Below are 21,240 nucleotides of genomic sequence, written 5' to 3' on the forward strand. Positions count from 1 at the left end.
AGCGGTATATGCAGCCTAGTTCAACTAAGTCCCGTTATTACCACCCCCGAATGAAAATAAAAAAACTGCTCCGCTGCGGATACATCCGCAACAAAGCAGTCTTTTCTTGAATGAGCCAGCTGAACCGGCCCTGCTTATTTTCCGTTAATCAATGCCAGGTTTTCCTGCCATCTCGCCGTACGGAACTCGTTAACCTTGTCGAAGCCGAGATCGGTCGTTGTTTTCTATGCTAGAACGCCCCTCCAAGCAGCGCTGATCGCTTTTCCGTCTACTATTTCCAGAATACAATTAACTTAACGGTTATGTTAACCGATATATAATTTAGGTAAATAGACCTAACAACCGCCGAGTAATAATACTTATCCATTACAGCGCAGGCGGCTGCTCCACATGGAAGCCATCCATGTACATTCTAGAGGAGGAAGACTCGTGCACTTTAGCTTTAAAGCTAAGCTGATGACCATTATGGGCATTTTCAGCATACTGCTGACGCTCAGCGTCTCTTTGGTCAACCAGCATCGGTTAAAAAACAATTTAGTGGCGAGCTATGCCAATGAATCCGCTTTGGTCGAGGATACGGTCGTCACTGCCGTCTCTGCAGCCGACAAGGCCTTTCAGCTTTCCGACAAGGAAATTGAAAATGAAATGAAAGCTTATTCCGCTAAACTGGTGGAGAAATATCAGGAGCAAGCTGATGTCTCAACCTGGAATTACCAAGCGCTCAAGCATGAGATGAACGGAATGGACATCTATATGATCGACCGCTCCTTGACGGTTCGCTATAGCAGCTTCCCACTGGATGTGGGGATGGATTTCAAAGACACGGGCGGCACGGTTTCCTCCTTCTCGCAGCTGCTATTCGAGAGGTTGAATGGCGATCAGTTCTCATCCGATGGAATCGATCAGGAATCCAACACGGGCATGGTGCGGAAATACAGCTACATGCCTACCCCTGATCATAAATACTTAATTGAACTAGGTCTTTATTTGGATGACAACCATGTATTCCAAAGCTTCAATTTCCTCGAGGTTAGTAAAACCCTTATCCAGAAATACAGCTATATCAACGATATTACCGTATACACGACGACGGGGAAATCAATCGGCAAAAAAGGCGAGGACGGCAAATCCCTTCTTATATCGAATCATAATATTCCCGCCTTTAACCTAGCTTTGAAGGAAGGCGCCGTGCGCGACATTAAAGGTGAACGAGACGGAAATCCCGTCACTTACCGCTACGTTCCGTACACCATCCGATTCGAGAACGAGGAAAGCCGTTTCACCGATCAACGGATGATTGAGATCGTCTATAATGATTCGGAGCTGCAAAAAAAGCTGCAGGAGAACAATCAGATTTTTCTCCTGCAGCTGTTAGCAACTATCGTCATTGCCCTTATGATCTCATATTTCATCACCAAATTAGTGGCCAAACCGCTGTACTTGGCTTCCCATGACTTGCTGACGGGCCTCTCCAACCGCGCCGCGTTCGAGAATGCGCTCGATACAACCATCGCCAGAAGCAAGAGAAAGCAGCATAAAGCTGCCCTTCTCCATATCGATCTCGATAATTTCAAACGAGTGAATGACACGCTCGGGCATGATGCGGGCGACGCCTTCCTCATCGAGGTAGGCAGACGGATACGCTCAACCGTCCTCGATTCCAATCACGTGACCGCACGTCTAGGCGGCGATGAGTTTGTCGTCATTCTTAACCAGGTTGATGATGAGCAGAACGCGCTGGAAGTAGCGAGCCTGATCATCCAAGAATTGAAACGTCCCATTGAAATTAAAGGAATTAATGTCATTAATGATTTAAGCACTACCGTTTCGATCGGCATTGCCATAGCACCGGAGCATGCGCAGGATTCCGAAGAGCTGTATGCTTGCGCAGACAAAGCGCTTTATCATGCCAAACGCAGCGGCAAAAATACGTTCAGCGTATACGACGAATTAACGATGCAGGATGCTGCAGCCCAGTAGTATATGGCTTTTCCAAAAAAAGCGCGGCCCTCGCTCATACTCCGAGGGCCGCGCTTTTATTGTTTTAGCTGCCGGTCACTTTCCAGGAAGAGATGCCTGTTGAGGCAGTCGCCTTCGCCGTGACGTTCAGCCGAAGCTTGTTCGTTGAGACTGGCGTGAACGTCGTCGTGTTGTACTGGTTAGCGAGCAGTCCTAGTCCGGACGGGCTTGCGACATTCACCCAAGCGGTGCCGTTCCAATATTGAACCGTGTAGGAGGCCGGCAAATCTAGGCCTCCGCCATCCGTGAACCAATATACATCTACGCTGGAAATCGTATAGTTTTGTGCAAAGTCGTACTGCACCCATTGTGTGGTGTTCGGATTATTCCAATTCCCGTAGATGGGATGGCCGCGGTCCGTTGAGCTAGTTGGCGAGTAGCCGTCATTGAGGCCAGCCAAGCTTTCCCAAGCAGACACAAAGGAAGTGGACGCCGTTCCGAGCGGCGCTATATTGCCAGAGCTAGTCGTTCCGTTGAACAACGCAGCCAATTCCGTTACACTCAGCGCTCTGCTGTAGATTCGGAAATCATCTACTGCTCCATCCAAGTAAGGGTCGGAAAATTGTGATTTGCCGATATAGTTCTGTGTTGTACTTCCCAGGCTGGACGGCTTCAGCGTCATAGCCGTGTTGCTTGCTACCTGAACGCCGTCAACGTATAGCCTTCCCGTCGTGCCGGAGAGCGTAACGGCAACATGCTTCCATACGCCAGTCGGCAGAACAGGCGCATTCAATTGCTGCTCCGATCCGTTCCCGCCTGTCGTAATGCTGAATCGCATGCCGGATCCGCCGACCTGCGGAGCTAGGAACATATAGTTGCTCGTACCTGTACCAAAATCGAAGATGCGTCCCCAATCGCTTAAGGTGTCGATCTTCACCCACGTAGCGATCGTGAAATCATTAACCCCGCTAACGATGCCCGTCGGCAGGCTTGCATAAGCGTTCGTGCCATTCAAGTTCAGCGCGTTTCCTGCTTTTCCAGCGACCCATGTCGTTCCCCCGGTAAGCGTAGCGTGCTTGCCATTGCCCGAAGCATCGCTTGCGGACGTTCCACTCGTTTCGTTAAACAAATAATTGGCAATGACCTCCGGCACCGGAGCAGCTGGATTGACCGTGTGGGTAACCGTGTCATTAGCCGTCAAGACTCCGTCGCTCGCTGTCAGACGGAATACATAAGTACCCGCAGCAGATACGGTTGCCGTCGTATTAATAGCCCCTGCGTTAGCAAATGAAGCGGTTCCCGGACCGCTTACGAGCGTCCATGTTTGGGTAAGCGTGCCGCTCGGCAATCCGTCATCCGTAACTGTACCTGTCAGCGCTACTGCTGCAGGAAGCGTAAAGGTGGCGTTCGCACCCGCATCAACGACTGGTGCCGTGTTCGGAAGCGGCGTACCTTGCTGCAGGCTGATTTCATAAGTAGCAGCCGTGCCAATGCTCAAGCTGATTGTCGCCGCTCCGTTAGCCGCAACATTGACAGAACCTGCGGCAACGTTATTGACTAGAATGTTATACGAGCCGGCAGCGAGCCCTCTGAACGTCGCTTTTGTCGTGTGAGCCGTTCCTGGCGTCGAGCTTTTCAATGTGAAATTCAGCGCGTTTTTCGCTTTGGCAACCGTAGCAGTCGTATATTTATCCCGCTCCAGCTCCATGCCGAATTTCTCTGTGATCAGGTTCAAGCGCTGGAACACGCCATCCTTCGGTATAACCGTGTAGGCTGTGCTGCTGTTTGTCACTTCGCAGCCATAGCAGTACACGCCGAATATTGGGTCAACGGATACGTCGGCGCTCAATATTTTGATCGCTCCGAACAAGCCAAGGTCGGCTTCGCCGGACATGCCTCTCCAACCATTCTGAAGCGGTCCACCGCCATGGCCAAGTGCCGCATAGTTGCCTTTTTCCGCTTGATACGTCCACGCAACCGCGCCAATATCTGCAGGGTCAGCGCTAATTTGACCGGAGTTGATTGCGCCTACGTTTGCGATCTTGGCTGCATAGGACAACCGCTGCTCGACTTCCGGATTCGTGGAATTGTTGCGAATCCAGTCATCCATTGCGTAACCAGCCAAAGAAACCGTGTACTGGAAGTTCCACCAGTTCTCGCCGGTAATCGTTACCGGATCGGTATAGTAATACCAGATTGGCATATGGCCGCGCGCGGCGCGGGTCTTCGTATTAATCTTGCTTTTCATCGTATTGTTGTTGTTCATCTTAGCGAGTGTATAAACCGCTTCTTCGCCTGTATTATCATAATTGTATTCGGACCCGTATGGATAGGTCGTATTCGCAAAGTTGTTGTATTTGGTCGCCATTTTGGCAATGAGATTATTGGCTTGGGTTGTATAGCCTTCGTCCTGCAGCGCTTTGATAATCTCAGGAGTCGTAAGCTCGCCCATTAGTCCTGTGTTCCAGTTGTAAGCCACGCCTGATCCGTACAGCGCATTGAAAATATTGTAAGCCCGCAGCAGGTACGTATTGCGCGGATTGTCATACGTAATCAGATTCGGGTAAAGCTTAGCAATCTTATACATGCTGAAGTAAGTGTTATAAATGTGTGGATACGCATATCCCCGGTATGTCGGCGTATCATTCGGCGCCGGCATTAGGAAGTCATGGATCAAGTAATCGCTCTGATGCTCGCCCATCAGATTCGTCCATATCGCAACGGTCAAATAATCGTCGACCGCCTGTACTTCCGAGGCAACAGGAGTCTGTACGTTTTTCTCCGCCAGGAACTGGCCGTGCGTTAAGCCCCAATCATCTCCCCAGCCCCAGTAGCCGTTGAATACATTCCGCTTCGAGTTGGAATCCATCATCCAATCGTCGAAGACTTTGTCGCGGAGGTCTCCCGGCACGTTCCACTGCGTGCTGTTCACCATAAATGTAGAATGCCGCTGCAGCGCCGCGCCTACCGGTTCAATTGCATAAAATTGCAGAACCGTTTTCTCGCCGTTGCCATAGCTCACTGTCACGTTATTCGGCCCGAGCTTATTCATTTGAATCGAATAAATCTTGTGGTTCGTTCCCGTTGTGCCTAGCGATACGATCGTCGTATCGGACGGGAATTGCGCCGTTACGGAATTGATTGTTTTGGTCGTGTGCAGATCGAACTTCGCCGTTTGGTCCGTCGGCACGATCATGCCTGGAACGACTGTTACGTCAATATGTCCTTCGTTGTAAAGGCGATCCTTAACGTCATTCTCGCCTGTTACCTTGAAAAATTTAAATGCATATGTTTTGCTTGCGCCTGGAGCAAGCGTCAAGCTTGTATTCGGCAGGTATCCGCGATTGGTGCTTTTAATGACATTGGAGTGGATGTAGAATACGTTCAACCCTTCAATCCATCCACCTTGATCCATTGCCCATTTGCTGCCCGGATGCTCTTCGATTCTCCAGCGATCCTGGTATTCGAAGCCTGCTCCCGTGCTTGCATCAGGCATCATCAACAGCGAGGGTCCGATGCCGCTTGGACGGCCAGCGGTAATATAAGAGCTGTTATTGCCTACAAAGGAGTGGGTAAGTACGCGCGTTTCGTAGATTTGCTCGTTGTTCCCGCCCGACCAGAATTCATTGAACGGAAGCGGTACGCCGACATCCCCGAATTCGATCGTTTGAGCGCTAGTGTTGGTTAGTTCAATCTGCCAGAGGAAATAATCGTTTACGAGGGAATACGTGTTAACTAGCTTGAAGTTTTTCACGCCGTTTGCGTTCGTTGAGTTCTGATACGTAACCGTCACGGTATTGCCGCTTTGCGATTGCGTCCTGCCATCCGTAGAGCTCTGGGTCATTGCCGTTTGCCATGCGCCTGTCCCGAAGCGGTATTTGAACATAAGCTCTCCGAGCCATTGGTGGTCGGCCGTATTCTGGTTAGGCGTTACCGTCGGATTCATCACATACTGCGTATTGAACGTGTCTCCGACCAGCCTGAGCGAATTAATCTCGCCGTTTGTTCCGGTCGTAATATTGAAATTACTGTTCGATAACGTATAAGCGAATGCCAATTGCGGGTAAAAAACCATAAATAAAGCGGTTACAAAAAAAGATGCGACAAGCATAAGCATTTTTTTATTAAAAGGTGTAGCTTGAATCCTCATTAATAATGCCTCCTATAATGGATTGTAAGCAGCCTTTTTGTCTACAACATGATGACCAGCCCTTTGTTTCAACTCGGCGATGCTCCGCGCATTGCCGTACCTATCACCCTCCTCAGCGAGAATATGGCATGCAGCCTCACCTCCCCTCATTACGATCAATCAGCAAAAACCCCTATCCTGCAGAGCGATGCTTTCCAAAAAGCTGCTGCTAAAATAGGGGCCTGAACATGTTGTCCTGCAAATCTAGCTCGTACTGTTAATCCATACGGACATTTCGCCTGGCTCCCGGTTAGCCCAAGCAAAATAAGGAATGAACTTAAGCTCCGTTTGTTCGGTCGTCCAATCGGCATCTCGCCGGTACAGCTCATCCTGCCAATGCTTCGAATCAAAGCGTACGCCGTTGCCCGTAATGACCTGCATGCCGCCAAGCAGCCCGTTATCAAAAGTGCTCGATAGCTCGCTGGTTGCAGGCAGGCTGAGATGGAACAGCTGTCCTCCATTGTCTGCTTCTTCCAGGCAGTAGACGAAAGGTCCGCGCTGCAGCGCGACTTTACCCGCGGTCTGGCGGATAAGGGGATGGCCCTGCATGCGAAGAATAGGCATCTCGAATGCAATGGACACCGTATCGCCCGTTTGCCATGCTCTCTTGAGCCGGATATAACCGTTATGAATATCCGCCTCGCTTACCTTGTATTCAGCTCCGTTTACTTGTATTGTTGCTGCGCCGCTCCAATCCGGAAGCCGCAGCGCGAGCGTGAACACCGTTTCCTGCGGAACCGTAATGTGAAAGCTTGCCTCTCCGTCCCACGCATATTTCGATTGCTGTTCCAGCTTAACTGCCGTTCCGTTCAGATCGAGCTCGGCCGTACCCCCAATGTACAGATGGGCATAGATTTCTTCGCCCTTGACGGTGTAAATATATTGACCAAGCGAAGCGAGCAGCCTTGCAATATTCGGTGGACAGCAGGCACATCCGAACCAGCCCTGGCGCTGGGGCTTAACATGGTCGTAGTTTTTGTTCTTTCCAAGTACCGGCGGGTACACCTCTAGCGGATTGACATAGAAGAACTGCTTGCCATCACGCGACATGCCGCTCACTACCGTGTTGTACAGCGCCCGCTCCAGCACATTGGCATACTCGCTGTCGGGCTCGATCTGCAGCATGCGCTGCGCAAAAAAGATAAGACCGATGGAGGCGCAGGTTTCGGCATACACCGTGTCATTCGGCAGATCGTAATCCTGCGTGAACGATTCTCCATGCGCCATCGATCCGATTGCACCCGTCAGATACATTCGCTTGGATACGATGCTGCCCCAAAGCCTCCTGCAAGCAGCCAGCAGTGCTTCGTCGCCCGTCTCGGCCGCAATGTCCGCCATCGCTGTGCACATATATACGACCCGCACCGCATGTCCGACTGCCTGGTCTTGCTCCCGTACGGGAAGATGTGCTTGGCTGTATTCCAAATCCGTCGCGATGGACAATTGAGGGAAATGAATAGTTTTCCCTCGTTTTTCCCATTCCTGTTCGTAGAAGTTGGGTTTCGCTCCCCTTTGGTTCAAGAAATAATGGCTAAGCTCCACATACCTCCGCTCACCGGTGGCTTGATAGAGCTTCACGAGCGCAAGCTCGATTTCCTGATGGCCGTCATAGCCCTGAAGCTTGCCCGGCTCCGTTCCGAAAACACGGTCGATATAGTCCGCGAACCGGCAGGCAACGTCGAGAATCGCGTTTTTGCCCGTTGCTTTGGAATAGGCTACTGCCGCTTCTATTAGATGGCCAGCGCAGTATAGCTCATGGCACTCGGCCAGGTTTGTCCAGCGCTGATCCTTTTCTTTAATGGTGAAATAGGTATTGACGTAGCCGTCAGGCTGCTGTGCTTTAGCGATTAGGGCTACAACCTCATCCGCCACTTTCTCAAGCTCTGGATCGGGCTCCGTCTCCAGCAAATACCCTACCGCCTCCAGCCACTTTGCCACGTCGCTGTCTTGAAATACCATGCCGTAGAATGAACCCTGCTCCACGCGCGCGGCAATCTTAAAGTTCTGGATGGCGTGACTTGGCTCAGCCTCCTCGACGCGGTCATTCAGCACCTCCCATTGGTATGGCACAACAACTTCGCGAACCAACCGGATATATTCGGACCAGAAATCGTCGCTTATGCTCACCTTCCCAACGGCCGATGGCGCTGTTCGTGAATGGTTTTGTTTGATCATGCCTCTCTCTCCCTCTTCTTTCTATCGTTATCCCTTTACGCCGCCTACTGTCAGCCCTTCGATAAAGAAACGCTGGAAGAACAGGAACAGCAGCAGTATGGGCAAAATGGTCAGTATGGAGCCTGCTAGCAGCACCTCGTAATTGTTGCTGGTTGGCGAGAGCAAGCCTGCAAGGCCGATCGGCAGCGTAAACTTCTCCGTCGATCGCAATACGATGACAGGCCATAAAAAATTGTTCCAGCTGAACAGCGCTTGCAGAATCGTCATCGCTCCGTAAGCGGGAAGCATGAGCGGAACCATGATTCGCAGGAAAATGCCCATTTCCGTACAGCCGTCTATTCTGCCTGCATCCATAAAGTCTTTGGGCAGGCCCATGGCGAATTGACGGAAGAAAAAGATCGGCAGCGGCGCCACGACGAAGGGCAGAATAACGCCCCAAATCGAATTAATAATGAACAAATCGATGGATAGCTTGTATAACGGCAAAATAATAATTTCAACCGGAATCATCATAACGGCCAGCACGAGCGTAAATACGAGCGTTCTTCCTTTGAAGCGATACATAGCTAATCCATAGCCAACCATCGAGGACAAGAACAGGCACAAAAGTGTGAATACGGCCGTAATGACCAGACTATTGCGATACCAGTCAAAAAAGTTTTGCGAGCCTCCTTTGCCGGAGAAAATCGCCTTGTAATTCGCCCAAGTCATCACATCAAAGTCGAGGCGAACATTCAGCCCAAAACGGAACAGCTCCGACGCTGGCTTGACCGAAGCCAGGAATAAAGCAAATAACGGGAACAGCGCAATAACGGACAAAGCCGCAAAAAAAATGATTAGCAATAAGGAGGGTATTTTCCCAGACCGCTTCTCTACCATCTCGCTAGTCCTCCTTCTTAAAAAATCCGAGCACGTTCAGCTGCAGCATGCTGACAAGCAGCGTAATGCCGAGCAGCGTAATCCCAATCGTTGAGCCGAAGCCCAAATCGAAATATTGGAACCCTTGCTGATAAATGTAACCGACCATCGTCAAACCGATATTTTGCGGTGACCCCCTGCTCCCCCACAGCATAAAGCTCTCGGTAAACATCGCATAGCCGCCATAGATCGTAATCGTGAATACGTATATTGTGATCGGACGCAATAACGGGATCGTAATTTTCCAAAACTTCCCGATCGTGCCTGCCCCATCTATGTCTGCTGATTCATAAAGCTCGCGCGGAATGCTCTGCAGCGCTGAAAGGAAATACAGAATGTTAATGCCAGCCCATCGCCAAGTAGCGAGTACGACTAGCGCAAGCATGCTTAGAGAGGGGCTCAGCAGCCATTTCTGACTGTCGAAGCCAAACCAACTAATGAAGGAATTCATGATGGCGCCATCCAGCTCACTGAAGATTAAACGGAATATAATGCCCGCGACGACAATAGAGGTGAGCGCCGGGATAAAGAGACTTGCCCTGAAGAAATTCCTTGCGCGCATAAGCTTCGCATTCAGAAATACGGCAAGCAGCAGTGGCAGCGGAATAAGCACGAGCAGTGTCCAAAAGGTGTATCTTGTGCTATTAAGCAATGCCTTGTAGAAATCGGGGTTAAGCAGTCTTTTGTAATTATCGAGTCCGATAAAGGCAACATCGCCGGGCAATACCCGTTGGAAGCTCATCAGGACAGCATTCACCAATGGATAAGAGAAGAAGATGAGAAACGATAAAATGAAAGGCAAAATAAATAGATATGGCGCCAGCTTTTGCCCGTTTAATGTTCTAGTCTTGACGGTGCCTCCGCCTCGCTGCCCGTTCGGGACCTGTTTACCGGCATTCATAATGACCTCACTCCTACGCGATCTCTTGCAACGGGCAGCCAGCATGGCGGCTTCTTCTCAAAGGCAAGCCATGCTGGCTATCGCTGCGCGATCTGTTTAGCTAAATAAGTTTATTGACCTGTATCCTTGCGGAGTGCTTCCGCCGCTTTCTTGATAACCGTCTCTGGGTCTTCGCCGAATTGAAAGATTTTAGGTACGATCTCGTTGCGAACCGCGTCGAATACTTTTGGCGATGTTTCGCGAATGTTAACCGGATAAATCTCATCCTTGATTTCGGTCAGCGTTGCAAAGATATCCGTACCGAAGTAATCCGTGAATTTATTAGACTCTGCCATTGCCGGATCGCTCCATACCTCTGTGCGGATCGGATCCATGCCAAGCTGCTTCCATACTTGAATATTGCCTTCTTTGGAGAGCTTCGCATAGGCTAGGAACTTCTTCGAGATTTCCAACGATTTGGTTTGGTTCGTAATCGAAAGCCCTGTGCCGCCCATGCCTGCGGAACGGTTGCCGCCTGCTTCCCATGCCGGCATTGGACGAATAACCATCTTGCCCTTCAGGTCAGGCATTTCGTCCGTGAAGCGGTTCATAAACCAGAATGGCATGAATACCGCTGCGGCGCCTCCTGCGTTCATAAATGCTTTGTATTCCGGTGTATCATGGCCTACGCCTGGCGACACAGCAGCGATCTTCTCGTCAACCAGCTTCTTGAAGAAGCTCATCGCTTGAATGTTGCGCGGATCGTCCACGGTGATTTCTCCGTTTGGACCTACTTGATCGGATTTCATTTGATTGATGGCCGGCCACCATGACCAGTTGCCCGCGCCTTCGAACGTAATGAACGGTACGCCTGTTTTCTCTGCAACGGTTTTGCCTAACGTCTCGACATCGCTCCACAGCTTGATATCATCCGGGTTAACTCCCGCTTTGTCCATCAGCTCTTTGTTGTAATACATGACCGTTGCCCCTACATGAAGGTCAACGCCGTAATATTTGCCGTCTTTGCTGTAAATGTCAACGCGCGACTTCACGATGTTCGGAATTTCTGGCTCTACGATGTCGTTCAACTCAACCAATTGAACATTGCCTTTCATATAGTTCGGAAACTTGCTTTGCTCGATATCTACCAAATCCGGTGCACCTTCACCTGATTGGAGAGCAAGCAGCAAGCGCGTGTGCATATCATCGTATGGGATATTTTGCGCATCCAGCACGATCTGCTGGTCAGGGTTTCCCTTGTTCCATTCGGCAGCCATAAAGTTGTAGAAGTCGGCATGCTGCTGAACGAAGGTCCATAAAGTGAGCTTCGTCGGCTCCGCTGCCGGCGGTGCCTCTGACGTTGCGGACGTCTCGGCAGGCGCTGCTGTTGGGCTTGCGTTCGTCCCGTTATTGTCGTTGCCCCCGCATGCTGTCAATGCCGTAGTTAGAAATAAAGTCAGTGCTGTTAATGCGATTCCTGTCTTGCGCATTCCATCATCCCCCGAATCGGTTTTATATGCTCAATCCTATTGGATTATAGCCCTGAGTAAGGTAAGCGATTCCATCATAAATCTAAACGTTTAGATTAATTCTTAAAAAAAAGGTTTTCACCTTTTGGGCGGAGCCACTGAATCTCTCTCAATTAACCTGCACATCGGTTTTGGGCTAATGCCGGCCTCTTCGCCTTGCAGTATGCGAGATAAGGCTTCCATTGCTTGATAGCCAATCTCGTGAAGCGGCAAATCCATCGTCGTAATTCTCGGCATTAAATACTCACTGAATTCTCGATTGTCAAAGCCGATCAAGGACAGCTGCTCCGGAATCGATACGCTCATTTCCGATGCCGCCCGCAGAACGCCTACCGCCATTACATCATTCATGGATAGGATCGCTGTTGGCGGTTCGGGCAGCGACAGTAATTCCTTCGTTAGGCGATAGCCGGATTCCGCCTCCCAATCGCCCATTTTGATTAACAATGGATCGAATGGCAGTTGAAACTCCGTGACTGCTTTATAGAATCCGTTAAACCGCAGCCGTGACGGAATGGAATCCATAACGCCGCTAATGATTGCGATACGGGAATGCCCCTTCTCGATCAAATACCTCATAGCCTCATAAGACGCTTGCTCGTCATCATATTGAATGGATGGATCATTCTCCGTATAGCTGTACGTGTACACAATCGGCTTTCCATCCGTATCACACAGTCCCGTTAGATCACGGGGATGAACGCCGATGTAGATAATGCCCTCCACTTGCTTGCTCAGCAGCTCGGAAACCGCATTCTCCGCATACTGCCGATAAGTGCCAATGTCGTCGAAGCTTCTTCCAATTCGTTTGTCCAGCCTTAGGTTCGTAAGCAGAATATGCATATCAAGCCTGTCGGCACAATCGTTAATGCCGTCAATAATTTCCGGCACATTGAACACGGTTACGTCTTCCGCGATAACGCCTATCGTGTTCGTACGTCTGCGTTTCAAGCTTTGAGCCGCATTATTCGGCTTGTAATTCATTTCTTCAATGACCTGAAGCACTCGTTCACGTGTAATTTGCTTCACATTTCGTGTACCGTTCAATACGTAGGATACTGTCGCTGTGGATACCTTAGCCTTGGCGGCGATGTCTTTAATGCTTATGTTGGTCAAGCGAGCACCCCTTTTATTTAAACGTTTAGATTTCTTATAATTTGGTTATATCACATGATGCCTATTTCTTGCAAGCGCTTTTTTCTATATAAGATGAACTAAACATGAGTATGCCGTTATCGCTTCGTGAACAAAGTCATTCTTCCGATCGCGGTTGCAGCCGAATGGTTTTGTTTCGTTAACTTCATATATAGTTACTATATGGTCTGCAAAAGCGAACATTGCAATTTTCCAGAACGGCTTTACTCTCTCCGCCCGCGCGGCTCATTCATTATTTCAACTAATATAGCCCAAATAAAAAAAGGAAAAACCCGGAGGATCATCCTCCGGGCTGGCATGCAACTAAACCATTACTTTACAGATATCATTCGTGAAGGATACCGGGTCTTGGATCGGCAAGCCTTCAATGAGCAGCGCTTGATTGTAAAGCAGGCTCGTATAAAGGCTAAGCTTTGCTTGGTCTTTGCCGTGGGCATCCTTAAGCGCTGCGAAAATTTCATGGTTCACGTTAATTTCGAGCACCTTATCCGCCTTTACATCCTGGCTGTTCGGCATCGCCTTCAAGATTTTTTCCATCTCGATCGTAACCTCGCCCTCAGTGGAGAGGCAAACCGGATGCGATTTCAGGCGTTTCGACGCTTTTACCGCCTTTACTTTATCCTGTAGAATGTCTTTCATTTGCTCGAAGAGCTCCTTGTGCAGCTCCTGCTCCTCGGCTGTTTCCTTGTCCTTCTCGTCAGCTTCAATGCCTAGATCGCCGCTTGATACGGACTTGAATTCTTTATCCTTATATTTGGCGACGACCTTGATCGCGAACTCATCGATATCGTCCGTGAAATAAAGAATCTCGAAGCCTTTGTCGGAGACCATCTCAGTCTGCGGCAACCGCTCGATACGCTCAATCGACTCGCCTGATGCATAATAGATATACTTTTGATCCTCGCTCATTCTCGACACGTATTCATCAAGCGTAACAAGCTTCTTCTCTTTGGAGGAATGGAACAGCAGCAGATCCTGCAGCACGTCTTTGTTCGCGCCGTAATCATTGTACACGCCAAACTTCAGCTGTCTGCCGAAGCCTTTGTAGAATGTCTCGTATTTCTCGCGCTCATCCTTGAGAATAGCGAGCAGCGCGCTTTTGATTTTACTGTTAATATTTTTGGCAATCAGCTTTAGCTGGCGGTCATGCTGCAGCATCTCGCGCGAGATGTTGAGCGATAGATCCTCGGAATCTACCATCCCTTTGACGAAGCTGAAATAATCCGGGAGCAGGTCCGAGCATTTATCCATAATGAGCACGCCATTCGAATAAAGCTCCAGCCCTTTCTCATATTCCTTCGTATAATAATCGAACGGAGTATTCTCAGGAATATAGAGGATCGCGTTGTAGACAACTGCTCCATCCGCGCTAATATGTAGATGCTTGATCGGTTTATCGAAGCCATAGCGCTTCTCGAAGTAGAACTGGTCGTAGTCCTCCTGCGTCAGCTCGTTTTTGTTTTTGCGCCAGATCGGAACCATGCTGTTAACGGTTTGCTCTTCCTGGTACTCCTCGAACTCGTTGTCAGCGCCCTCTTTTGGACGTTGGCCTTTCACATCCATTTTAATTGGATAGCGGATGAAATCGGAATATTTCTTAATAATCGATTTCAGACGGTATTCTTCCAAGTATTCGTCATATTGGTCGTCCTCGGTGTTTTCCTTGATGTTCAATACGATTTCGGTACCTGCTGTCGCTTTCTCAGCCGGCTCAATCGTATAACCGTCTGCACCTGTCGATTCCCATTTGAACGCCTCGTCGCTGCCGAAAGCCTTTGTCGTAACGGTAACAACGTCTGCTACCATGAACGCTGAGTAGAAGCCTACGCCGAACTGGCCAATAATGTTGTGGCCGTCCTTCAGCTCATTTTCCTTCTTAAATGCAAACGAGCCGCTCTTCGCGATAACGCCGAGGTTATTCTCGAGCTCCTCCTTTGACATCCCGATACCTGTATCTGTAATCGTCAACGTCCGGCTTTCTTTGTCAGCCACCACTTTGACGTAATAGTCCTCTTTGTTGAATACTAATTGCTCATCTGTAAGCGCCTTGTAATACAGCTTGTCAATCGCGTCGCTTGCATTCGAGATCAGCTCTCTTAGGAAGATTTCGCGCTGCGTATAAATGGAGTTAATCATCATTTCCAGCAATCGTTTCGATTCTGCTTTGAACTGTTTTTTGGACATGGATAGATCCCCTTTCCATTCGTTCGTTATTTAATCATTTTGGATTCGTGACAGGCAGGTTTTGTCGGCCTGCTGCTGTTAACCGTCACTCTCTATATTAGCACTCAAACTCTCTGAGTGCTAATCCCTCTTTGTATATATCACAAACTATTTTTCCATGTCAACCTGCTTGGGCAAAAATCACGATAAAATAAAGGCCGGCTGCAGGCCGTTTAGCCGCAGACAGCCCCTATTCCCTGCTTAAAGCAGCCCCTCCTCGAAAGGTATTTTAAGCTGCTCGCGATACCGGATTTGGTAGGCATAGAACCGTTCTCGGATCGTATTCCTTTCTTTCTCGATACGGCCTGCAAGGTCCATGATGCTCGCACACAGCTGCGCATCTCCTGTTGAGAGCACGTAATCGGAAAGATCTACGGATAAACCAAAATCCACACACTTGAAACGATATCCGAGACTGATAAACGGAACGCCCGCAGCTGCCGAAATATAACTCGCATGCAGCTTGAAGTTGATGGTGAACGCATACCCCTTCAATTTCTCAAGCAGGTCCTCGTGATGATGCAGCTCAAGGTCAAGCTCGACGTTCTGAGGATCACCGAGCTTCGCGTACAGCCGCTTGCATGCCTCTCGATCTGGTCCCCACACTGAGAAAATATTAACCCGGTAGCCCTGCGCAATCAACAGCCGCAAAGCTTCTATTAGATGCTGCTCGACCTTCTCCTCGCTCCCGCCAAAAATCCGGTTATAAGCAGTGCCCCAGTTTACGCCGATCGTTCGGCTTCTCTTCGAAGCGCTAAGCGGGGAAGGAGCCGGAAGCAGAAACGCTGGATCACCGCTTATGACAGCATGTTTAGACGAAACACCAGAATCTTCTAAAAACTGATAGGACAGCGGGCCGCGAACCCCAAAAAAATCGGATAACGCCGCTAGCTCCGCCAGCTTTTCATTCGTTCCGGCATGCTCGGCCGTGTAGGCTAGGTTAGCCTCTACCTTGCCGGTGGTGTCCAGCACGGGAAATTCCTGACGGTCGTGCCCGCTGCCCCATATAATTACTTTCTTTTTTTTCAGCGCAGCCTGGTAAGCTATGTCGATATAGCCTGGGATTAGCAGCGATCCTCCACCCAGCACAACCGTATCGTAAGGCCCTGGATTGCGTATGTCTACGCCCGGGATCGAAGGTATGACATCGTATTTTTTATCCGGCAGATACGCTCTGCACAAATCGCGGAACAAGAGCCACATCAGCTCATCACCCACGTTGTTGAACCCAATCCATCCTACATACAATATCCTTTTCATAGCGTACCGCCCTTCACTGTGTTTTGCTGATCGCCGCAAGATATGCGTCTATCACTTGTTGAATATTAGAATCGATATGGAATTCCTGCTCTACCCAGCGCCGCCCTTCCGAGCCTAGCGAACGCAGCCAAGCAAGGTCCCGGCAGCCCCGCCCAATCTCGCTGGCAAACAAATACCGGGAATAGGCTGCATTTGAACCGTGGTCTCCAAAATAATGCGCCCATGCCTGCTCGTAGCAGGCTGGCTCGACCCATCCGAAGTAACCGTGGTTGCCGATAGCGAGCACCGGCTTGCCGCATGCCATCGCCTCCAGCGCGACACGCCCCGTTCCGACTACAATATCCGCTGCGTTATAATACCTGCCCATGTGTGCTTGCTTGCCAAGGACATGGATAAACTTACGGCCGCTCTCCTCCTCGATGAACGAGGCTAGCGCTTTTATCGCTGTAAGCTTGGGGCCGTCACCGACGACAACAAGCTCCAGCTGATGCCAGCCGTAACGATGAAGATCCTTCATCGCCCGCAGAAGCGTTTCGCATGCGGTTCCTTTTCCCCATGCCAGCCTGCTTGCGTAGACAAGGACGACCACCTCCTCTGATATGCCCAGCTCTGAGCGCAGGTTCGAGTTTTGGGCGGGATAAAACTCCGACAAATCGATGCCGTTCGGCACAACTGTAGAGGGAAAGCCGAGCCGCTGCGCATAGCTTTGAACGGGCGCGCTGACGCTAATAACCGCTTGCGAGAGTTTCATCAGCAATTTCGCGCTGCTCTGCGGGTAATACGTTCCGTGCGCTGTGAACACGGTAGCGATTCCCAGCTCGCTGGCTGCTTGGGCTGCTAGCAAGCCAGAAGGTGTCTGATGGACATGCACGCAATTCACCTCGCGCACTCGAAGCACCTCCTGCAGCCCGGCTATCCGCTGTGCCTGCTCGGACATGCCAAGCGGCTCGAAGTCAAAAAGAAAGACGGGACAGCCTGCCTCCTCGAACTGAGGACGCATAAGCCCGTCTGCCGAGATCAGCGTCACGCGCTGATTCATTCGAATCAAAGCCTTGGCCAAACTTAGTACATGCGTTTCTGTGCCGCCGGCATCCATACTGTCTAGAGCCATCAACACGGATAACCGCGAGCTCTTCATTTCGCTTCACTCCTTATTGGAATAATAGGCGAGCGAGCGCTGGCTCGCATGCAGCCTGTAGTAGTAGAGAATTTCAGGAATGTTCGCAATCTGATCTTTGTTATGCAGAAATTTGACAATGAATTCGTAATCCTCTGCACCGACAATTCGGCGGCTTAACCCCCCTATTCGATCGAAAGCAGCACCTTTGATCATAATCGTGCCGTGACACACGCAGTGCCCGCCATTTTGGTATACCTTGCGAATATCCTCTCCGTAGCGAAGCCATTTCTCCTGCTCGAATACTCGTTTATCCACGTCTACTGCATGCTCAAACGTCGCATAGCTCGTTCCTACCAATGCGATCTCAGGGTGATCCCTCAAATAGGAAACTTGCCTCTCGAGACGCTGCTGGTGAGAGAAGTCGTCAGCATCCTGCACAGCAATAAACTCTCCTCGTGCGGCAAATAGACCTGTCGTTACCGCTCCGGAGAAGCCCATGTTTCTCGGCAGACGAACGAGGACAAATGCTTCGGTACCCGCTAGTCCATTTTCCTCGCACCAAGCCTGTACGATATCTACTGACCGATCCGTCGAAGCGTCGTCGACGAATACAATTTCCGTATTTACATAGGACTGCTCCCTCAGACTGTTTAAACATTCAATTAAATAGGCTGCTCGATTATAGTTGGTTATCACGATGCTCACTTTGCCTGGTTCGCGCTGCATCCTATCTCTCCTTCCAATTGCCTTCTGCTTTGAATGGCATGAAATGCCTCCAGATGGTCGCCGATAATTTGCATCGCCGCATGCGACTGCTCCTCTCCTGCCTTGCTGTGCTTATGGGGACGGTAGCGATTTAGCCGATCCACCTCAACCGTGTGCACCGGCTTAATGCAAAGCCCCGCAAGCATACCGAGCGCATAAGCCTTCGGCGGGCATAACAGCGTCGACCAATGAATCGCTTCAAGCGCCTTTCTATTCATGGCGAACGGAACCGATACCAGCGATGCATTCGCCAAATCGCTTCGGCCAAGCGCTGTATTGAGCGACGCTTTCAACGCCGTCACCGCATTCCAGGGCATGCGCATGCCGAGGTGGTGATCAAGCCGGTTCACGGCCAAATCACAAGCCTCCAGTACCGCGTTGCAAAAAGGGGCCAGCTCGCCCCAAGGAATACAGAAGTCGCTGTCCAGAAACAGCAGCGTATCTCCAGAAGCCGCATAAGCCCCGATTGAACGGCCAACATCCGTACCGAGCGGCTCTTGGTAGACGATAGTCGCAGCGCCAAGCTGTTTGGCTATTACTTCCGTCTGGTCCGTGCTGCCGTTCACAATAACGATAATCTCAATCGGAGACAGCCGCTTGGCTTCTAGAATGACGCGCCCGATTGTCCTCTCCTCGTTCTGAGCCGGGATAATAACGGATAAGCGCTGCTGGCTGCCGATTCTTTTGCCGCTTTGGGAGAAATCCATGCCCTGCCCGATTGCCGGCAATGCGGCCGGCGTCTTCATCAGCAGCTCGACTAGATCGCGTCTGCGGCCATCATCCGTGCACCCTTGCCTATAAAACACGCACATAAACAATAACTCTGGAACGGATTAATACGTCTTCGGTTCCGCCATATCCCGGTACGCTTAACGCTTGAACGACGACATAGGAGAAGCCCACTGAAAGGAGAACTCCTGCAATGACTTCGCCATTTGAGAGTACAACCTCTACGTCTCTGCCTTGGTACGAGAGCAACTTAAAATAAAAGGACACATGATCAACTCCTATCATTTGATACCTCATCGTATTCGTGAGATTGATAGAGTGAACGGCTAACGACTATTTTGAAAAATTTTTCATAGAATAAGAAGATGTTTGGCTGCGCGCTTCTTGCTGGCGCAATGCCTTAGCATACAAGCGTAATCGGCTGTCGCCGTCCTCTGTGGCAACAGCCGTCGTTTCGCCGAGATAGATAAGCACATTTATATGTGAAAACATATATATTCTTATATAAAAAAAGCTGTCACCGCCTGGCATCATGCCTGCGGGACAGCTTATTTCCGTAAGTCGCTTACGTTATTTGTTATAAATCGCGTACATCATGACGGCTACTTCCGCGCGTGTCGTAAAGCCAAGCGGGTTAAGCTTCGAGCCGGCGCCTTTTACGATGCCGTTCTCCGCGAGCAGAGCAGCGCTTTCTGCGGCATACGGTGCTAGGCTGCTGCAAATCGGTGAAGCCGCTCAGCTCCTCCGAGCTGCCAGCTTTCAGCTTTTTGCCGGAAGCCTGCAGCGCTCTCGCTGTCATCGCCATCATTTCCTGCCTTGTAATCGCCGCATTCGGATCAAACGAGCCATCCGAGCGGCCTGCTGCGATACCGAGCTTCTTCGCGGCAGCAACTGCTTCATAGTAATAGGCATCTTCCGCGACATAGGTAAAGTTGTCTGGAGCAGCCGCTTGCAAACCCAGCGTTCTAACGAGCAGCGTAATGAAGTCCGCGCGTTTCACCTTCGCCGAAGGCGCGTATGCTTTGGACGAAACGCCGTTTATGACGCCTTTCGAGGCCATTACCTCGATCGCTTGCTTCGCCCATGCATGCTTGCCGGTCATCGAAGGAATGCTGTACAAACACGACGCCGTAGGTGCTGAAATGGTTCGTCGCAAACGTCACAGCCTCCTTCGCCCTGTCATATTTGCCGCTTGGCACCGCGACAACCCGTCCATCCGGGTCAAAATAACGCACCGTCAGATGCTCGCTGCTTTGCAGCTCCTCAGCCGTTGGCGTATAGCTTACCGCCACGCTTACAGACGCCTCCGGATTATTCCACTCCGTTTTGACACCATCTACATAAAGGTTCAGCTCGACTGCTGGACGGCCGCCAATCATGCTGCGTGCTTCCTCGCTAAGCTTGGTCTTATCGACGCTTGCGATTACGATGGACACGCTTTTCGCATCCTCAGGCAGCGAATGAAACATATGGCTCGGGACAATGAGCGTGCCAGAGCCCGTTCTAATTTCGTATGGAACCGCCAGCTTGGCAGTGCTGATCGAAGCCTTCGGCAGCCCAAACTCATAGCCGCTTGCGCCGCTCACGCTTGGAACCGTTATGATGATCGTTTCTAAGCAAGAAACCCTCAGTTACAACTGTTTGTCTAAATATCTATACCGCCCTACGTTGCAGTTTCTGCAGTAGAATGACCAGGTAGCACGCCATCACCCCTCTACATTGCAGTTTCTGCAGTAGAATGACCATTTAGCACGCCATCACCCCTCTACATTGCAGTTTCTGCAATGAAATCAGCAGATACTAGTTTGTTTCAACGGAATTCCGGTTTTCGTTGTATTTTGTACAACGTAGCCCCTCAGGTGGCAGCACATGTGAGGTTTCTATTGCACTTTCTACAGCGTAACTTCCACGATAGCTCAGACTATACTAGGTTACTCCAAAACCCTAGTAACGTTTGAGCTATGTTGCGTTTCTGCAGCGTGGTTCTACTTTAGCGCGAACAACACTAAGTAACTCCCCCTCCCCCAAGTAACATCCGCACTACGTTGCATTTTCTGCAGTAGAATGACCATTTAGCACGCCATCACCCCTCTACATTGCAGTTTCTGCAGCGTGGTTCCAATTTAGCGCGAACAACACTAAGTAACTCCCCCTCCCCCAAGTAACATCAACCCTACGTTGCAGTTTCTGCAGTAGAATGACCATTTAGCACGCCATCACCCCTCTACATTGCAGTTTCTGCAATGAAATCAGCAGATTCTAGTTTGTTTCAACGGAATTTCCGGTTTTCGTTGTACTTTGTACAACGTAGCCCCTCAGGTGGCAGCACATGTGAGGT

16 protein-coding genes are annotated in these 21,240 nt (G+C 50.2%); 1 reads left to right on the forward strand and 15 read right to left on the reverse strand.

Annotated features, from left to right (window positions below; all coding sequences use genetic code 11):
- The first annotated feature begins 429 nt into the window (after positions 1-429).
- Positions 430-1,980, forward strand: coding sequence for a diguanylate cyclase domain-containing protein (locus AB4Z29_RS26515; protein WP_441945981.1), 1,551 nt, complete (start codon positions 430-432; stop codon positions 1,978-1,980).
- A gap of 64 nt (positions 1,981-2,044) precedes the next feature.
- On the opposite strand, the gene AB4Z29_RS26520 is transcribed toward AB4Z29_RS26515, so the two are convergent.
- From AB4Z29_RS26520 to AB4Z29_RS26590, 15 genes are all read right to left on the reverse strand, one after another.
- Positions 2,045-6,034, reverse strand: coding sequence for a DUF5695 domain-containing protein (locus AB4Z29_RS26520; RefSeq protein WP_441945998.1), 3,990 nt, complete (start codon positions 6,032-6,034; stop codon positions 2,045-2,047).
- A gap of 318 nt (positions 6,035-6,352) precedes the next feature.
- A complete protein-coding gene (locus AB4Z29_RS26525) occupies positions 6,353-8,323 on the reverse strand; it encodes a glycoside hydrolase family 127 protein (RefSeq protein ID WP_441945982.1) in 1,971 nt (656 codons plus the stop codon).
- A 27-nt stretch (positions 8,324-8,350) separates the two neighbouring features.
- Positions 8,351-9,202 (reverse strand): carbohydrate ABC transporter permease, encoded by an 852-nt coding sequence (locus AB4Z29_RS26530; RefSeq protein WP_441945983.1) that lies wholly within the window; start codon positions 9,200-9,202, stop codon positions 8,351-8,353.
- A gap of 4 nt (positions 9,203-9,206) precedes the next feature.
- Entirely contained in the window at positions 9,207-10,142 is a 936-nt protein-coding gene (locus AB4Z29_RS26535) for a carbohydrate ABC transporter permease (RefSeq protein ID WP_183566972.1), read from the reverse strand.
- Between the two features lie 110 nt (positions 10,143-10,252).
- Positions 10,253-11,611 carry an ABC transporter substrate-binding protein gene (locus AB4Z29_RS26540; RefSeq protein ID WP_441945984.1) on the reverse strand — a complete coding sequence of 453 codons (1,359 nt, stop codon included), beginning with the start codon at positions 11,609-11,611 and terminating at the stop codon, positions 10,253-10,255.
- 117 nt (positions 11,612-11,728) lie between these two features.
- A complete protein-coding gene (locus AB4Z29_RS26545) occupies positions 11,729-12,766 on the reverse strand; it encodes a LacI family DNA-binding transcriptional regulator (protein WP_441945985.1) in 1,038 nt (345 codons plus the stop codon).
- A 342-nt stretch (positions 12,767-13,108) separates the two neighbouring features.
- A complete protein-coding gene (htpG, locus tag AB4Z29_RS26550; protein ID WP_441945986.1) occupies positions 13,109-14,989 on the reverse strand; it encodes a molecular chaperone HtpG in 1,881 nt (626 codons plus the stop codon).
- Positions 14,990-15,229: 240 nt separating this feature from the next.
- Positions 15,230-16,288 carry a polysaccharide pyruvyl transferase family protein gene (locus tag AB4Z29_RS26555; protein WP_441945987.1) on the reverse strand — a complete coding sequence of 353 codons (1,059 nt, stop codon included), beginning with the start codon at positions 16,286-16,288 and terminating at the stop codon, positions 15,230-15,232.
- A gap of 13 nt (positions 16,289-16,301) precedes the next feature.
- Entirely contained in the window at positions 16,302-17,426 is a 1,125-nt protein-coding gene (locus tag AB4Z29_RS26560; protein ID WP_441945988.1) for a glycosyltransferase, read from the reverse strand.
- A gap of 6 nt (positions 17,427-17,432) precedes the next feature.
- The gene (locus tag AB4Z29_RS26565; RefSeq protein WP_441945989.1) at positions 17,433-18,134 is read right to left on the reverse strand and encodes a glycosyltransferase family 2 protein; all 702 of its coding nucleotides are present in this window, start codon (positions 18,132-18,134) and stop codon (positions 17,433-17,435) included.
- Positions 18,110-18,985, reverse strand: a complete 876-nt coding sequence (locus tag AB4Z29_RS26570; protein WP_441945990.1) for a glycosyltransferase family 2 protein — start codon at positions 18,983-18,985, stop codon at positions 18,110-18,112. The genes AB4Z29_RS26565 and AB4Z29_RS26570 overlap by 25 nt, the downstream gene beginning before the upstream one ends.
- Entirely contained in the window at positions 18,969-19,169 is a 201-nt protein-coding gene (locus AB4Z29_RS26575; protein ID WP_441945991.1) for a hypothetical protein, read from the reverse strand. The genes AB4Z29_RS26570 and AB4Z29_RS26575 overlap by 17 nt, the downstream gene beginning before the upstream one ends.
- A gap of 303 nt (positions 19,170-19,472) precedes the next feature.
- Positions 19,473-19,583 carry an S-layer homology domain-containing protein gene (locus AB4Z29_RS26580; protein ID WP_441945999.1) on the reverse strand — a complete coding sequence of 37 codons (111 nt, stop codon included), beginning with the start codon at positions 19,581-19,583 and terminating at the stop codon, positions 19,473-19,475.
- The gene (locus AB4Z29_RS26585) at positions 19,537-19,962 is read right to left on the reverse strand and encodes an S-layer homology domain-containing protein (protein ID WP_441945992.1); all 426 of its coding nucleotides are present in this window, start codon (positions 19,960-19,962) and stop codon (positions 19,537-19,539) included. The genes AB4Z29_RS26580 and AB4Z29_RS26585 overlap by 47 nt, the downstream gene beginning before the upstream one ends.
- Positions 19,868-20,488 (reverse strand): hypothetical protein, encoded by a 621-nt coding sequence (locus AB4Z29_RS26590; RefSeq protein ID WP_441945993.1) that lies wholly within the window; start codon positions 20,486-20,488, stop codon positions 19,868-19,870. Before AB4Z29_RS26590 ends, AB4Z29_RS26585 begins: the two co-directional genes overlap by 95 nt.
- Positions 20,489-21,240: the final 752 nt, after the last annotated feature.

The organism is Paenibacillus sp. 2TAB23, assembly GCF_052115165.1.
GTDB lineage: Bacteria > Bacillota > Bacilli > Paenibacillales > Paenibacillaceae > Pristimantibacillus.

What these genes read in the sequence shown, in the direction of transcription:
- htpG (WP_441945986.1), bottom strand. Translation starts at nt 14,989, where the DNA reads ATGTCCAAAAAACAGTTCAAAGCAGAATCGAAACGATTGCTGGAAATG.
- AB4Z29_RS26525 (WP_441945982.1), bottom strand. Translation starts at nt 8,323, where the DNA reads ATGATCAAACAAAACCATTCACGAACAGCGCCATCGGCCGTTGGGAAG.
- AB4Z29_RS26560 (WP_441945988.1), bottom strand. Translation starts at nt 17,426, where the DNA reads ATGAAGAGCTCGCGGTTATCCGTGTTGATGGCTCTAGACAGTATGGAT.
- AB4Z29_RS26530 (WP_441945983.1), bottom strand. Translation starts at nt 9,202, where the DNA reads ATGGTAGAGAAGCGGTCTGGGAAAATACCCTCCTTATTGCTAATCATT.
- AB4Z29_RS26540 (WP_441945984.1), bottom strand. Translation starts at nt 11,611, where the DNA reads ATGCGCAAGACAGGAATCGCATTAACAGCACTGACTTTATTTCTAACT.
- AB4Z29_RS26520 (WP_441945998.1), bottom strand. Translation starts at nt 6,034, where the DNA reads ATGGTTTTTTACCCGCAATTGGCATTCGCTTATACGTTATCGAACAGT.
- AB4Z29_RS26535 (WP_183566972.1), bottom strand. Translation starts at nt 10,142, where the DNA reads ATGAATGCCGGTAAACAGGTCCCGAACGGGCAGCGAGGCGGAGGCACC.
- AB4Z29_RS26585 (WP_441945992.1), bottom strand. Translation starts at nt 19,962, where the DNA reads ATGGCCTCGAAAGGCGTCATAAACGGCGTTTCGTCCAAAGCATACGCG.
- AB4Z29_RS26570 (WP_441945990.1), bottom strand. Translation starts at nt 18,985, where the DNA reads ATGTGCGTGTTTTATAGGCAAGGGTGCACGGATGATGGCCGCAGACGC.
- AB4Z29_RS26555 (WP_441945987.1), bottom strand. Translation starts at nt 16,288, where the DNA reads ATGAAAAGGATATTGTATGTAGGATGGATTGGGTTCAACAACGTGGGT.
- AB4Z29_RS26565 (WP_441945989.1), bottom strand. Translation starts at nt 18,134, where the DNA reads ATGCAGCGCGAACCAGGCAAAGTGAGCATCGTGATAACCAACTATAAT.